Origin of the sequence: Streptomyces sp. WAC04114 (genome assembly GCF_019733245.1) — a bacterium.
GTDB lineage: Bacteria > Actinomycetota > Actinomycetes > Streptomycetales > Streptomycetaceae > Streptomyces > Streptomyces massasporeus_A.
The window spans coordinates 1-14,201 of the sequence record NZ_JAIGQA010000196.1; the positions used below are offsets into that span (position 1 = coordinate 1).

General features: G+C 72.5%; 16 protein-coding genes and 1 pseudogene. 10 read left to right on the top strand and 7 right to left on the bottom strand.

Annotated features, from left to right (window positions below; all coding sequences use genetic code 11):
- Together K4G64_RS33365 and K4G64_RS33370 are read right to left on the bottom strand one after the other, a co-directional pair.
- The coding region (locus K4G64_RS33365; RefSeq protein WP_221759663.1) for a transglutaminase-like domain-containing protein at positions 1-521 on the bottom strand (521 nt) is incomplete at its 3' end.
- 17 nt (positions 522-538) lie between these two features.
- Positions 539-1,567, bottom strand: a complete 1,029-nt coding sequence (locus tag K4G64_RS33370) for a GNAT family N-acetyltransferase (RefSeq protein ID WP_221759664.1) — start codon at positions 1,565-1,567, stop codon at positions 539-541.
- A gap of 140 nt (positions 1,568-1,707) precedes the next feature.
- On the opposite strand from K4G64_RS33370, the gene fdxA reads away from it, so the two are divergent.
- Positions 1,708-2,028 carry a ferredoxin gene (fdxA, locus tag K4G64_RS33375; protein WP_030669097.1) on the top strand — a complete coding sequence of 107 codons (321 nt, stop codon included), beginning with the start codon at positions 1,708-1,710 and terminating at the stop codon, positions 2,026-2,028.
- 122 nt (positions 2,029-2,150) lie between these two features.
- Positions 2,151-3,242 (top strand): bifunctional succinyldiaminopimelate transaminase/glutamate-prephenate aminotransferase, encoded by a 1,092-nt coding sequence (locus K4G64_RS33380; protein WP_221759665.1) that lies wholly within the window; start codon positions 2,151-2,153, stop codon positions 3,240-3,242.
- Between the two features lie 70 nt (positions 3,243-3,312).
- On the opposite strand, the gene K4G64_RS33385 is transcribed toward K4G64_RS33380, so the two are convergent.
- Positions 3,313-3,759 (bottom strand): ATP-binding protein, encoded by a 447-nt coding sequence (locus K4G64_RS33385; protein WP_221759666.1) that lies wholly within the window; start codon positions 3,757-3,759, stop codon positions 3,313-3,315.
- Positions 3,760-4,105: 346 nt separating this feature from the next.
- Positions 4,106-5,032 (bottom strand): heavy metal transporter, encoded by a 927-nt coding sequence (locus K4G64_RS33390; RefSeq protein WP_260461326.1) that lies wholly within the window; start codon positions 5,030-5,032, stop codon positions 4,106-4,108.
- 145 nt (positions 5,033-5,177) lie between these two features.
- On the opposite strand from K4G64_RS33390, the gene dapE reads away from it, so the two are divergent.
- Positions 5,178-6,257 carry a succinyl-diaminopimelate desuccinylase gene (dapE, locus tag K4G64_RS33395; protein ID WP_221759668.1) on the top strand — a complete coding sequence of 360 codons (1,080 nt, stop codon included), beginning with the start codon at positions 5,178-5,180 and terminating at the stop codon, positions 6,255-6,257.
- A 119-nt stretch (positions 6,258-6,376) separates the two neighbouring features.
- Complete coding sequence (locus K4G64_RS33400) at positions 6,377-7,135, top strand: TIGR00730 family Rossman fold protein (protein ID WP_221759669.1); 759 nt, start codon at positions 6,377-6,379, stop codon at positions 7,133-7,135.
- 95 nt (positions 7,136-7,230) lie between these two features.
- Here the strand turns inward: K4G64_RS33400 and folP are convergent, their stop codons facing one another.
- Positions 7,231-8,091, bottom strand: coding sequence for a dihydropteroate synthase (gene folP / locus K4G64_RS33405; RefSeq protein ID WP_221759670.1), 861 nt, complete (start codon positions 8,089-8,091; stop codon positions 7,231-7,233).
- Positions 8,092-8,235: 144 nt separating this feature from the next.
- Here folP and K4G64_RS33410 point away from each other — a divergent pair, with 144 nt between their 5' ends.
- Together K4G64_RS33410 and K4G64_RS33415 are read left to right on the top strand one after the other, a co-directional pair.
- Entirely contained in the window at positions 8,236-8,616 is a 381-nt protein-coding gene (locus K4G64_RS33410; protein ID WP_221759671.1) for a DivIVA domain-containing protein, read from the top strand.
- Positions 8,613-9,200, top strand: coding sequence for a DNA-3-methyladenine glycosylase I (locus K4G64_RS33415; RefSeq protein ID WP_221759672.1), 588 nt, complete (start codon positions 8,613-8,615; stop codon positions 9,198-9,200). Before K4G64_RS33410 ends, K4G64_RS33415 begins: the two co-directional genes overlap by 4 nt.
- A 95-nt stretch (positions 9,201-9,295) precedes the next feature.
- Here K4G64_RS33415 and K4G64_RS33420 read toward each other — a convergent pair whose 3' ends face one another.
- Entirely contained in the window at positions 9,296-10,099 is an 804-nt protein-coding gene (locus tag K4G64_RS33420; RefSeq protein ID WP_221759673.1) for an enoyl-CoA hydratase/isomerase family protein, read from the bottom strand.
- Between the two features lie 385 nt (positions 10,100-10,484).
- Here K4G64_RS33420 and K4G64_RS33425 point away from each other — a divergent pair, with 385 nt between their 5' ends.
- Entirely contained in the window at positions 10,485-10,652 is a 168-nt protein-coding gene (locus K4G64_RS33425) for a DUF3117 domain-containing protein (RefSeq protein ID WP_003966491.1), read from the top strand.
- A 135-nt stretch (positions 10,653-10,787) separates the two neighbouring features.
- Here the strand turns inward: K4G64_RS33425 and K4G64_RS33430 are convergent, their stop codons facing one another.
- Positions 10,788-11,486, bottom strand: a complete 699-nt coding sequence (locus K4G64_RS33430) for an O-methyltransferase (protein WP_269783204.1) — start codon at positions 11,484-11,486, stop codon at positions 10,788-10,790.
- Between the two features lie 162 nt (positions 11,487-11,648).
- Here K4G64_RS33430 and sigE point away from each other — a divergent pair, with 162 nt between their 5' ends.
- The 3 genes and pseudogenes from sigE to K4G64_RS33445 all read left to right on the top strand — a co-directional run.
- Positions 11,649-12,422, top strand: a complete 774-nt coding sequence (sigE, locus tag K4G64_RS33435; protein ID WP_221759674.1) for an RNA polymerase sigma factor SigE — start codon at positions 11,649-11,651, stop codon at positions 12,420-12,422.
- A complete protein-coding gene (locus K4G64_RS33440) occupies positions 12,419-13,462 on the top strand; it encodes an anti-sigma factor (RefSeq protein ID WP_221759675.1) in 1,044 nt (347 codons plus the stop codon). Before sigE ends, K4G64_RS33440 begins: the two co-directional genes overlap by 4 nt.
- 133 nt (positions 13,463-13,595) lie before the next feature.
- A pseudogene (locus K4G64_RS33445) lies at positions 13,596-14,201 on the top strand (protease); the annotation flags it as partial.

A 14,201-nucleotide genomic window follows, 5' to 3' on the forward strand; every position in this document is an offset into this window, starting at 1 on the left:
CCGGCCACCAGCACCTCCGCGTCCGCCCCCGTCAGCACCCGCCCGCCGTCGAACGGATCCGCGAGCACCTGCCCCTCGTCGGGCCCGAACCCGACCACGAAATGCCCCGGCAGGGCCACCCCGTACACCGGCGCTCCGGCCCGCCGGGCCACCTCCAGCCACACCACCGACAGCAGGATCGGCAGCCCCCTGCGCCGCACCAGCACCTCGTGCAGCAGCGAGGACTCCAGCCGCTGGTAGTCGGCGGGGGTGCCGTGGAACCCCATCCGCTCACCGAGCAGCTCCCGCAGGGCGAGCGCCCACGCCCGCGGCCCGCCGGGCCGGTACGGCAGCAGCCCGGCCAGCCGGTCCAGCTCGACCTGCGCGGCGTCCAGGCCGGCCTCGTCCAGCTCCCCGTCCGCCTCCGCGCCCACCAGCAGGCACAGCATCGACAGATCGGGCCGCTCGGACCGGGCCTCTTCGGCGAACCGCCGCCGCAGCTCGGCGGAGCGCTCGGGGGACGGGGGATACGGGGGACGCATGACTGGCTCGTGCCCTCTCACGACGATCGGTTACCGGCCGCTGCGGCGCCGTCCGGCGCCCGGTAGTGGTGGTAGGCGTGGTGCACAGCGAACCCCATCCCGGCGTACAGCGCCCGCGCTGCCGCGTTGTCGGCCTCGACCTGGAGCCACGCGGCCGACGCGCCCTCGTCGAGCGCCTGCCGGGCCAGCGCGGCCATCACGGCCGTGCCGAGCCCCCGCCGCCGCAGCGCCGGGTCGACCTCGACGGCGGCGAACCCGGCCCACCGCCCGTCGACGACACACCGCCCGATGGCGGCGGGAGGCGCCTGCGCGCTCTCCCCGGGCACGGTCGCGAACCACACGGAGGGCCCGCTCCCCAGAACGCGCAGCGCCACCTCGCTCACGCCCTTGCGCTGGTACCGGGTCAGCCATCCCTCACCGGCCTGCCGGGACAGCACGACCCCCGCCGGATCGCCCCGGTCGGCGATCGACGCCAGCGGTCCGACCCACAGCTCGGCGGTCACCTCCCGCACCCAGCCCCGCCGCTCCAGCTCGGCGCAGAGCAGCTCCTGCGTGCCCTCGGCACCCGTCGCGGTCTGGACGTAGGCCGGCAGTCCGCGCTCGCCGTACCACCGCCGCACGGCGTCCAGTGCCTCGTCGAGCGGCGTGTCCGGCGCGCCCAGCGGCAGCACCGAGTTGGCCCGCCGCGTGAACCCGGACGCGGCCCGCAGCTCCCACCCGCCGAGCCACTCGCTCTCCACGGGCCGCCAGGCCCGCGCGGCGACCCGCGCCAGCTCCTCGTAGGTGGCGGCGGGACCGCGGCGACGCGCCGGTGCGGCGGGCACGGTCTTGCCCGCGACCAGCGCCGATTCCGCGATACGGACGCTCTCGCCACTCTTGCGTGTGATCAGCAGCACACCGTTGTCCCATGATGTGAGAACACCGACCGTGTCGGTGAACTTCTCACCCGGAGCCTCATGTTCGATCAAGCTCCGCACGGAGACCCGTTTGCCCACGTCAGCAGTGGTGATACGGACCTCGAGTCGCCCGGCGGCAGAGATTTCCACAGGTCAGTTCACCCCTCCTGTTCGGATCATGCCCAGGAACGGAGATACTAGGGGCGGGCATCGACGACGCCGCGCTCCCGCGCGCCAGGCGGCGGAGCCTGAGGAGGCCCGCCAGCGCCCTATCGAGGAGGAACGACAGCGTGACCTACGTCATCGCGCAGCCTTGTGTCGACGTGAAGGACAAGGCGTGCATCGAGGAGTGCCCGGTCGACTGCATCTACGAGGGCCAGCGGTCCTTGTACATCCACCCGGACGAATGCGTCGACTGTGGTGCCTGTGAGCCGGTCTGCCCGGTCGAGGCGATCTTCTACGAGGACGACACTCCCGAGGAGTGGAAGGACTACTACAAGGCGAACGTCGAGTTCTTCGACGAGCTCGGTTCGCCCGGCGGAGCCAGCAAGCTGGGGCTGATCGAGCGCGACCACCCCTTCATCGCCGCGCTGCCGCCGCAGAACCAGTAAGAGCGGCCCGCACTCCGTGCCGCCTCGGTCCCGTACGGCCCGATCAGCCCGCTGATCGCCGTACGGGGCCGAGGCGTTTGCCGTGACCGGCTCGTACGTGCCAGAAAGTGAGCCCGACCCCCGTGTCCGCAGTCTCCGACCGCCTCCCCACCTTCCCCTGGGACAAGCTGGCCCCGTACAAGGCCACGGCAGCCGCCCACCCGGACGGCATCGTCGACCTGTCCGTCGGCACCCCGGTCGACCCGGTGCCCGAGCTGATCCAGAAGGCGCTGGTGGCCGCGGCCGACTCGCCGGGCTATCCGACCGTCTGGGGCACGCCCGAGCTGCGCGACGCGATCACCGGCTGGGTGGAGCGCCGCCTCGGCGCGCGAGAGGTCACCCACCGCCACGTGCTGCCCATCGTCGGCTCCAAGGAGCTCGTCGCCTGGCTCCCCACCCAGCTGGGCCTCGGCCCCGGCGACCGGGTGGCCTACCCGCGCCTGGCCTACCCGACATACGAGGTCGGCGCCCGCCTGGCCCGCGCCGACCACGAGGCCTACGACGACCCGACGCAGCTGGATCCCGAGGGCCTGAAGCTCCTCTGGCTGAACTCCCCGTCGAACCCCACCGGCAAGGTCCTCTCCAAGGAGGAGCTGACCCGGATCGTCGCCTGGGCCCGCTCGCACGGCATCCTGCTCTTCTCCGACGAGTGCTACCTGGAGCTGGGCTGGGAGGCCGACCCGGTCTCGGTGCTGCACCCGGACGTCAATGGCGGCTCGTACGACGGCATCGTCGCCGTCCACTCCCTCTCCAAGCGCTCGAACCTCGCCGGCTACCGCGCGGCCTTCCTGGCCGGTGACCCGGCGGTCCTCGGACCGCTCCTGGAGATCCGCAAGCACGGCGGCATGATGACGTCGGCTCCGACGCAGGCGGCGGTGATCGCGGCCCTCGGCGACGACGGCCACGTGCGCGTCCAGCGCGAGCGCTACGCCTCCCGCCGCGAGCTGCTGCGCGAGGCCCTGGTCACCCACGGCTTCCGCATCGAGCACAGCGAGGCCAGCCTCTACCTGTGGGCCACCCGGGGCGAGTCCTGCTGGGACACGGTGGACCACCTCGCCAAGCGCGGCATCCTCGTGGCCCCCGGCGACTTCTACGGCCCGGCGGGCGCGCAGTTCGTGCGCGTGGCGCTGACGGCCACGGACGAGAGGGTGGCGGCGGCCGTACAGCGGCTGTGACCGCGGCCGAGCACACCGAAGGGGTCCGGGGAAGCTCCCCGGACCCCTTCGACGTCACAACGCCGCCGCGTCAGCCGACCGGCAGGCTCTTCACCGGCAGGGAGTCCGCGGACGGCACGCCGCCCTTGGTGAGGGAGTCCGTCGGCGCGCCGCCCTTGGCCGAACCGGCCGTGTCGCCGACGAGCTGCCCGGCGGAGCCCGCCGCGTCACCGGCCGCCTTCTGAGCCGCCGGCGTGGTCTTCTTGACCGCCTTGCCGCCGGTCTTGTCCGCGGCTGGCACCGCCTTCTTGACGGTCTTGCCGCCAGTTTCACCCGCGGACTCGGTGACCTTCTGCGCCGCGCCGTCGCCGGTGTTGCCGACGTTCGCCCCGTCCAGGGCGGTCAGGCCACCAAGGTTCGGGGCGGCGGGCAGCTCGGGGGCCGCGCTGGCGGAGCCGGCCGCACCGACCCCGGCAGCCGCTCCCGCAGCGACGATCAGCGCGGCACGGGCGATACGGCGGGTCAGGGGGAGGGACATGGTGCTCCTTCGACGGGAGAGAACAGTGAGCTTCGTGAAGTGTCCGACCGGATCCGGCAGTTGATCGACCGGCTGTGGATCACCCCGGCTCGGACGCAGTGACTACCGCTCGAAGCCCGCGAAGGTTGCGGCGCCGCAACGTAAAGAGTTGGCAATGTGTCGCATTATCGGCTGCGGATGAAAACGGTCAAAGTGACTTCCGGGCGGAGCCCTGCCGAATCCTTCCAGCCCTGTGCGCGCAAGGGATTTCGCCGCCTCCCGGATGAGGGTGTGAAAACCTGCGCACCCGTCGCCGCGGGACCCCTCGGGTAACCCTCTCGGGTGAGTCCCCGCACCCGTGCGCGATCTAGCCCATCGTGACGACACGGACCGCGTCGGCGTCCCGTTCCGCGCCCGCGGTGCCCTTCGCCGTGGACTCCCGCCACTGGCCGGCGGTGGTCCCGGCGACCCACTCGCGCCCCGCGTAGGTGACGCGCGCGATGTGCAGCTCGGAGGCGTTGGCCACGGCCCAGTGCGCCAGCTGCCAGCCCCGCTGGTCCAGGCTCCGCCCGGTCGCCGAGCTGGTGTCGGCGGTCACCGGCAGGGTCACGGTCCGCCCCCCGGCCCCGTCCCCGTCCGCGCTCGGGGACGGCGCGGGCGTGGCCGTCGACGCACCGCCGTCCACCTCGGCACCGGCCGGCTCCAGCACATCCCGGCCGAAGTCCCGCACGAGCGCGGCACGTACCCCGTCCGGACCCGAGGCCCGGGTCGCGGCCGGACGGCCCTCGCAGGTCAGCGTGGCCGCCGACTGCCCGGTGAGGGCCGCGGCGAGCAGCGCGGCGTCCGGCTCGTGCTTGGCGTAGGCCTGCGGGAAACCGCTGCGCTGCACACGCTGCGCGGCGACGGTGAGCGGCAGCCGGGTGTAGCCGGGCACCTTGACCAGGTGGTCGTAGAACTCACCGGCCGAGTACGTCGGGTCCATGATCTCCTTCGGCGTGCCCCAGCCCTGCGAGGGCCGCTGCTGGAACAGGCCGAGGGAGTCCCGGTCGCCGTGCCTGATGTTGCGCAGGGCGGATTCCTGGAGCGCGGTCGCCAGCGCGATGGTCACGGCCCGCTCGGGCAGCCCGCGCGCGGTCCCCACGGCGGTGATCGTCGCCGCGTTCACCCCCTGCTCGGGTGTGAACTCGTACGACGCTCCGTCGCCCTTGCCGGAGACCACCTTGCAGCCGGGCCCACCCGAGCCCCCGGTGACGTACTGCACGACGAGGTAACCGGCGACCGCGAGCAGGGCCATGAAGGCGGCTCCGCATCGGAAGAGGCGGCCACGACGCTTGGGAGAGGACGGCTCTGGCACGCCGTACAAGGTACTGGAGAGTACGGAGGGGCATGAGCCGGGTGTGGACAGTGACGCCCGGTCCTGGCGCGTTAGGGTCGACGGCATGGCCGACACCTCGCTTGACCTCACGCTGGACGCCGCGGAGCTCACCGCCCGACTCGTCGACTTCCGCTCGGAGAGCGGTACCGAGAAGCCGCTCGCGGACGCGGTCGAGACCGCACTGCGCGCGCTGCCCCACCTGACGGTCGACCGGTACGGCAACAATGTCGTGGCCCGCACGAACCTCGGCCGCTCGGAGCGGGTGATCCTGGCCGGCCACATCGACACCGTCCCGATCGCGGAGAACGTGCCCTCCCGGCTCGACGAGGACGGCGTCCTGTGGGGCTGCGGCACCTGCGACATGAAGTCCGGCGTCGCGGTCCAGCTGCGCATCGCGGCCACGGTCCCCGCCCCCAACCGCGACCTGACCTTCGTCTTCTACGACAACGAGGAGGTCGCCGCGGAGCTGAACGGCCTCAAGCACGTCTCCGAGACGCACCCCGAGTGGCTGGAGGGCGACTTCGCGGTGCTCCTGGAGCCCTCGGACGGCCAGGTCGAGGGCGGCTGCCAGGGCACGCTGCGGGTCCTGCTGAAGACCACGGGCGAGCGGGCCCACTCGGCGCGCGGCTGGATGGGCTCCAACGCGATCCACGCCGCCGCCCCGATCCTCGCCCGCCTGGCCTCCTACGAACCCCGTTGGCCGGTCATCGACGGCCTGGAGTACCGCGAGGGCCTGAACGCGGTCGGCATCGCCGGAGGAGTGGCCGGCAACGTCATCCCCGACGAGTGCGTCGTCACCGTCAACTTCCGCTACGCGCCCGACCGCACGCCCGAGGAGGCGATCGCCCACGTCCGTGAGGTCTTCGCGGACTGCGGCGTGGAGGAGTTCGAGGTCGTCGACCACAGCGGCGCGGCGATGCCCGGTCTGTCCCACCCGGCGGCCAAGGCGTTCATCGAGGCGGTCGGCGGCACCCCGATGCCGAAGTACGGCTGGACGGACGTCTCCCGCTTCTCGGCGCTCGGCGTCCCGGCGGTCAACTACGGCCCCGGCAACCCCCACTTGGCGCACAAGCGGGACGAGCGCGTGGAGATCGCCAAGATCCTCGCGGGCGAGGAACGCCTGCGCAGCTGGCTGACCGCCTGACCCCACCGGCACGCCGACGGGTTTACGGCGCTTCATCGCGGACATGCTCACGTCCCTCGTTCGTAACCCGCGTAGATCTACGCTGAGGTGGAAAGACAGGCACGACGGAGGGAGCGCACATGGCGACCGGCAACCCCGAGGGGAAGAAGCAGCCGCCGGAGGAAAAGCGCCTGGGGCCGGTCCTCCAGAGGCGGGGCCAGGTGCAGGCCAGCACCACCGACCAACGGCTGCTGGACGAGCGAGCCCCCTCCGACTGGGTCCACACCGACCCCTGGCGGGTGCTGCGCATCCAGTCGGAGTTCATCGAGGGCTTCGGCACGCTCGCCGAACTGCCGCCCGCGATCAGCGTCTTCGGCTCGGCCCGGACGCCGGCGGACTCGCCCGAGTACGAGGCGGGAGTCCGGCTGGGACAGGGCCTGGTCGACGCGGGCTTCGCCGTGATCACCGGAGGCGGCCCGGGCGCCATGGAGGCGGCCAACAAGGGCGCCCTCGAGGCCAAGGGCATCTCGGTCGGCCTCGGCATCGAGCTGCCCTTCGAGCAGGGCCTGAACCCGTACGTCGACATCGGCCTGAACTTCCGCTACTTCTTCGTCCGGAAGATGATGTTCGTCAAGTACGCCCAGGGCTTCGTCGTCCTGCCCGGCGGCCTCGGCACCCTCGACGAGCTCTTCGAGGCCCTCACGCTGGTCCAGACCCAGAAGGTCACGCGCTTCCCGATCGTCCTCTTCGGCAGCGACTACTGGGGCGGCCTGGTCGACTGGCTCCGCGACACGGTGATCGCCCAGGGCAAGGCGGCGGAGAAGGACCTGCTGCTGTTCCACGTGACGGACGACGTGGACGAGGCGGTGGCGCTGGTGTCGAAGGAGGCGGGGCGCTGAGGGGCTTTGCGAGCTCGGCCTTTGGTGCGGCCGTTTCGGGCGGCGCGAGGGCATAGGCCGGGGGTCCAGGGGGCGGAGCCCCCCTGGCACCTCGGTCAGGCCAACCCGCGCCGGGCAACGGCAGGGGCCCGATGCCCCGCGATCGCCGAGACCATGTCCAGCACCTGCCGCGTCTCGGCGACCTCGTGCACCCGGTACACCTGCGCCCCCAGCCACGCGGACACCGCCGTCGTCGCCAGCGTCCCCACGACCCGTTCCTTCACGGGCCGGTCCAGCGTCTCCCCGACGAAGTCCTTGTTGGACAGCGACACCAGCACCGGCCAGCCCGTGGCGACCATCTCGTCCAGCCGCCGCGTCGCCTCCAGGCTGTGCCGCGTGTTCTTCCCGAAGTCATGGCCCGGGTCGATCATGATCGACTCCCGTGGCACGCCCAGCGCGAGCGCCCGCTCGGCCAGCCCGGCGGTCACGTCCAGGATGTCCGCCATGACGTCGTCGTACTCGATCCGGTGCGGCCGCGTCCGCGGCTCCGCCCCGCCGGCGTGGGTGCACACCAGCCCCACTCCGTAGCGTGCGGCGACCTCGGCCAGCCCGGGATCGACACCGCCCCACGCGTCGTTCAGCAGATCGGCCCCGGCCTCGCACACGGCCTCGCCGACCTCGGCCCGCCAGGTGTCCACGCTGATGATCACGTCCGGGAAACGCCGCCGCACCTCCGCGACGAACCCGACCGTCCGCCGGGCCTCCTCCTCGGCCGTGACCTCCTCGCCCGGCCCGGCCTTGACCCCGCCGATGTCGATGATCTCGGCGCCCTCGGCCACGGCCTGCTCCACGCGCGCGAGGGCCGGCTCGTCGCGGAACGTCGCACCCTGGTCGTAGAAGGAGTCCGGGGTGCGGTTCACGATCGCCATGATCACCGGCTCGTGCGTCCCGAATTGCCGCCTGCCCAGCCTGAGCATCCCCTGTGACCTTTCCTGGTACGTCCCGTCTTCCGCCGCCTGCGACCCTAACTGTCGGACTCGCATGGCACGATCGGAGCCTGACAACATCCGACTCGGTGGACTCCCGGGGAGTCCGATCCATCCGACCGTGGGGGCCCCGCGATGGTTATGTTCCTGTTCCTGGTCGTCGCGCTCGCCGTCGTGGTCGGCGCGGTGACCCTCGCCGTGGTGGGCGGCGGCGAGAACGGCCCGCTGCCCGAGGCGGCCCCCGAGCGGCTGCGGGACCCGCTGCCCCCGGACCGTCCGGTCGACCGCGCGGACGTGGAGGGCCTGCGCTTCCCGCTCGCCGCCCGCGGCTACCGCATGGCGGACGTGGACGACGCCCTCGGCCGCCTGGGCGCGGAGCTCGCCGAGCGCGACGCCCGCATCGCCGACCTGGAGTCGGCCCTGGCCGGTGCCCGGTCGGCCGCCGCCCACGGGCCGGTGCCCGGCTCCGGGGAGCACCACGTGTCCATGGACAAGCGGCCGGAGGACCGGCCGTGAGCGACGGCACCGCCCTGGCCGGCCCGGACGGCGCGCTGCGCTGCCCCTGGGCTCTGTCCGCCCCGGAGTACGTGGCGTACCACGACGAGGAGTGGGGCCGCCCGGTCCACGGCGACGACGCCCTGTTCGAGCGGCTCAGCCTGGAGGCCTTCCAGTCCGGCCTGTCCTGGATCACGATCCTGCGCCGCCGCCCGGGCTTCCGCGCCGCCTTCGCCGACTTCAAGATCGCCTCGGTGGCCGCCTTCACCGACGAGGACCGCGAGCGCCTGCTGGCCGACGCCGGCATCATCCGCAACCGCGCCAAGATCGACGCGACCCTCGCCAACGCGCGTGCGCTGACCGAGTGGGCCCCGGGCGAACTGGACGAGCTGATCTGGTCCCACGCCCCCGACCCGTCCGGCCGCCCGGTGCCGAAGACGCTCTCCGACGTCCCGCCGGTCACCCCCGAGTCGACAGCCCTGTCCAAGGCGCTGAAGAAGCGGGGCCTGCGGTTCGTCGGGCCGACGACGGCGTACGCGCTGATGCAGGCGTGCGGCCTGGTCGACGATCACCTGGAGACCTGTGTGGCCAGAAGCACCCCGTAAGGGGCGCGGGCCCGTGTCGATCAGTGGCTCTGCCGCGTGGGCGGCGACCGGCGGCACAGGTCCCGCAGCTCCCCGACGGCGCTGGAGCCCCGAGCTCAGCGGCCCAGGTACTTCGGCTTCTCCTTGTTGACGAAGGCCTGGACCGCGATCGCGTGGTCCTCGGAGGAGCCCGCCCGGGTCTGGAGCTCGTCCTCCTTCTCCAGGGTCTCCTCCAAGGAGTGCGTGAGCCCGTACGCCACCGACTCCTTCAGCGCGGCCAGGGCCACCGTCGGCCCCTCGGCCAGCGCCCGCGCCACCTTCTCGGCCTCCGCCCGCAGCTCACCTGCGGGCACCAGCCGGTTCGCGACGCCCAGCTCGTACGCCTCCTGCGCGCTGATGCTCCGCGGGAAGAGCAGCAGGTCGGTGGCGCGCCCCGGGCCGACGACCCTCGGCAGGGTCCAGGAGATCCCCGAGTCCGCGGTCAGGGCGACACCGGCGAACGAGGTGTTGAACGACGCCGTCTCCGCCACGATCCGGTAGTCCGCAACGAGCGCGAAGCCGAAGCCCGCCCCGGCCGCCACCCCGTTCACCGCCGCGACGACCGGCTTCGCCGCCCCGGCCAGCGCCCGCACGATCGGGTTGTAGTGCTCCCGCACCGTGCTCATGGTCTGCCCCGACCCGGACTCCCGGTCCGCCGCCAGCAGGCCGATGTGCTCCTTGAGGTCCTGCCCGACGCAGAACGCCCGGTCACCCGCGGCGGTCAGCAGCACCGCGCGCACGGCCGGGTCCTGAGCCGCGGACCGGACCGCCTCCCGCAGGGCGACCTTGGCCTCCACGTTCAGCGCGTTCATCGCCTCCGGGCGGTTCAGCGTGATCGTCGCGAGTCCGTCGCTCACCTCGTAGAGCACGGTGTCGGTCATGGCGTATCCCCTCCGAGTCGCGGATCGGGGGCGTACCGGCCGGTACGCCCCGGGTCTGCAGGACAGCATGACGGAGATCACCGACGGGGAACCGGACCGGAGGTGTGACCTGCGTCAAAGAATTCTCGCCCGGATTCGCTCGGCGGACGTGTGTGCGGTGGCGGAGTATCGCAGTCTCATCGCCGAATTGAGTGGTTTTGCTCGCGTGCGTTGCCCAAGCGATGCCTACTGATGTTGGTCATCGGGTCCTGAGATGCGGGATAATGGCTTGGAAGCAATGTGTTCGATGCCGGTGTCGCGTGTCCTGCCACAAGGACCGCACGTGTGCCCTTCTCAGGGGCCGTCGGCTTTGACGATGAGCTGGGTTTCAGGAAGGGGAACGAGCATGGCGGCCATGAAGCCGCGAACGGGTGATGGCCCGCTCGAGGTGACCAAGGAGGGGCGGGGCATCGTCATGCGCGTTCCGCTCGAAGGCGGCGGTCGGCTCGTCGTCGAGCTGACTCCGGACGAGGCCGACGCGCTCGGCGACGCCCTCAAGAAGGTCGTCGGCTGACGCGCAAGCGACCATACCCTTTCAGTTGCCCCGGCATCACATGTGGTGCCGGGGCGGCTGTTTTCCCCACCGACGACCCTCGCCTGACCCGGCTCCCGCCCGGATAACGTGTGATCCGGCCGACGTGCGATCCGGTCAGCGTTTGACCGCGCACAGCAGCCCGTCGCCCACCGGCAGCAGGGACGGCACCAGCTCCTGGCTCTCGCGCACCGCGCGCAGCAGCTCCCGCAGGCGCAGCACCTCGGTGGGCTGCGGTCCGGAGTCGACCGTCCGGCCGTTGGCGAAGGCGCCCTCGAAGACGACCAGTCCGCCGGTGCGCAGCAGACGCAACGATTCAGCGAGGTAGTCCATGACCTCCAGGCGGTCACCGTCGCAGAAGACCAGGTCGTAGCCGGCGTCCGCGAGGCGCGGCAGCACGTCCAGGGCGCGGCCCGGGATGAAGCGGGCCCGGTTGCTGGCGAAGCCGGAGGCGCGGAAGGCCTGCCGGGCGAACTGCTGGTGCTCGGGCTCGGGGTCCACGGTCGTCAGGACGCCGTCGGGCCGCATACCGTGCAGGAGGTGGATCCCGGAGACGCCGCAGCCGGTCCCGATCTCCGCGACGGCCTTCGCGTCGACCGACGCGGCCAGCAACCGCAGCGCGGCGCCCGTGCCGGGCGTCACCGAGCGCAGCCCTGCCTCACGGGCGCGGTCCCGGGCCCAGTGCAGCGCTTCGTCCTCGGCGACATAGGCGTCGGCGAACGCCCAGCTCGTCTGCCGGTTGCCGGTAATGACCCTCTCCTGTCCCCGTGAATGCCTGGGCGTGACTGTATCCGTTGGGCACGGGAACCCGCAGATGGGACCGGTCGTTTAAAGGGATGAGCAAGTGGCGCGGGTCGGGACGGGGGGTGGGCGGTGGATCAGATCGGCGAGCAAGTGCCAACGCAGCAGTACGAGGGGTATCCACCCACATCAAATTCTCGTAAAACCGCTTATCCGGTCCTAACGGGCGAGGTGGCTATGGTAGGGGCTCCACTGGACACCACCAGAGCTGACAGGGGAGGTGCGGCTGCGCCTGTGGATCGCGGAGGAGTGCTCCGGCGCTTCCTCGGATCGGCGGGCAGGCCGACATCCGTGAACGACACCGCTGCTGACCACAGTCACGCCGCTGACTTCGCCCAGACCGCGACCTTCTCCACCGACGCGGACGGGCAGGCGTGGACTCCGCCCACCTGGGAGGAGATCGTCAGCACGCACAGCGGCCGGGTCTACCGGCTCGCCTACCGTCTGACCGGCAACCAGCACGACGCGGAGGACCTCACGCAGGAGGTCTTCGTCCGCGTCTTTCGATCCCTGTCGACCTACACGCCCGGCACCTTCGAGGGCTGGCTGCACCGCATCACCACGAACCTGTTCCTGGACATGGTCCGCCGCAAGCAGCGCATCCGCTTCGACGCGCTCGGCGAGGACGCCGCCGAGCGGCTGCCCAGCAAGGAGCCCACGCCGCAGCAGGTCTTCAACGACGCGCACTTCGACGCGGACGTCCAGCAGGCCCTCGACACCCTCGCCCCCGAGTTCCGCGCGGCGGTCGTCCTGTGCGACATCGAAGGGCTGTCGTACGAGGAGATCGCCGCGACCCTCGGCGTCAAGCTCGGCACGGTCCGCTCGCGGATCCACCGTGGGCGCTCGCAGCTGCGCAAGGCCCTCGCGCACCGCTCCCCGCAGGCGCGTGCCGAGCGGCGCTCCTTCGTGCCCCGTGTTCCGGCCCTGGGAGGAGGGGGCGCGAGCGCGTGAGCGGATCTCGGCCGAAGGCCTCCGAGGGTCACCTCGCAGAGCAGCATCTGGGAGACCGACTCTCCGCCCTGGTGGACGGAGAGCTCGGTCATGACGCGCGTGAGCGCGTACTGGCGCACGTGGCCACCTGCCCGAAGTGCAAGGCGGAAGTGGACGCACAGCGCCGGCTGAAGAACGTCTTCGCTGAGGCGGCCCCGCCGCCCCCGTCCGAGAGTTTCCTGGCCCGCCTGCAGGGACTACCCGCGGGCGGCGGCCCGGACGGTGATGCCACACCGCCGGGCGGAGGAGGGCTGCCCGGCGGCCTGTCCGGACGGTTCGGATCGTCCGGCGCCTTCGGAGTGAAGCGCGGTGAGCGGTTCGACTTCGGGTACGCCCCGTCCCGGCCGCACCTGCCCGTGCTGCCCGCCTCCCCGGGAGACCGGAGCCTGTCCTCCGACTCCGGCGATCTGCCCCCCGGCGGCCACCGCGACCTCCCCTCGGGGAGGGGTTTCCGCATCCACGACGTGGGCCGGCCCGACGGCGACCGGTCCTCCTCGCGGCTGCGGTTCGCGTTCGCCGCCGCCGGTGCCGTCTCCCTCGCCGCGATCGCGCTGGGCGGCGTCACCACCATCGCCCCGACCGACACGGAGGCCCGCGGCGGTCAGGGTTCGGGGAGCAACGTGACACCGATGCGCACGCCGGGCACCGGCGCCGCGACCCCGCCCGAGTCCCAGCGCCGCCGCACGGCGCCGCTGCTCGGGCAGGTGCACGGCCAGAACATGCTCGGCCACGCCCCGGTCGCCCCGACCGAGGTGTCGGCCCCGCTTCTGCCCGGGGTGCCGTCCACCACCCGGCACCAGGCGCTGCACGCGCTGACCGCCCCGGTGATGGCCGGTGCCGCGGTCATGTCCCCGCTGATACGACCGCTCGAAGCGGCCACCCCGGCCGCCCTGACCTCGTGGTCGTCGGTCCCCGAGATGGCGGCCCCCCTGTTCGCCGTGCCCCCGCTCGATCCGACCTCGTCCCCCTCTTCCTCCGCCTCCTCGCGCACGGCTCACTGACCGGCCTCTGCGCAGCGGCCCGCGAACCTGATTGAATCCGGGGGTTGTCGCCCGCCGCCGAGGTGTGTGGCCGGGCGCCGATTCGACGAACTGCGGCCACCGCGACGAGCCGTGCCGCGGCTGTGGGGAGAGCATGAACGAGGGGAAGCCCACGAAGGCGAAGTGGTGGAGCCGTCCACGGCCGCAGGACCTTTCGGGGGACCCGGACGGTAGGGGCGGGGAGCAGGAGCCGACGCCGGCCTCTGCGCACCCGACCGACGGTGATGGCGACTTCGAGCTGGCCCGTCCCGAGGCTCGGGCCGACGAGGACGGCGACTACGAGCTGAGGCGTCCCGAGGCGGTGCCTGCCGCCGCCTCGACCGCCCCCGGCGAGGCGCCTGCGGAGGCCGTCGCCCCGGTCCCCGCCGCCCGGGAGGCCGAACAGGACGTCCCGGTCGCCTCCGCCGCGCCGTCAGCCGCACCCTCCGCGTCGGCCGAGGGAGCTCCCAAACCGCTGCACGACCCCGACCCGTACAGCACCCCGCCCTACGGCGAACCCGGCCCCTGGGCACCGGCCCCGCCTGTTCAGCACCCGGCGACCGCGGCGACATCCGCGCCCGCGGCGACTCCGGTACAGGGCGTGGCGATACCGGGGCAGCCGACGGTGCCGGGCAACCCGACGATGCCGAGCAACCCGACCATGCCGGGCAACCCGACCATGCCGGGCAATCCGGCCGTGGCGGCCGAGATGCCGCCGCCC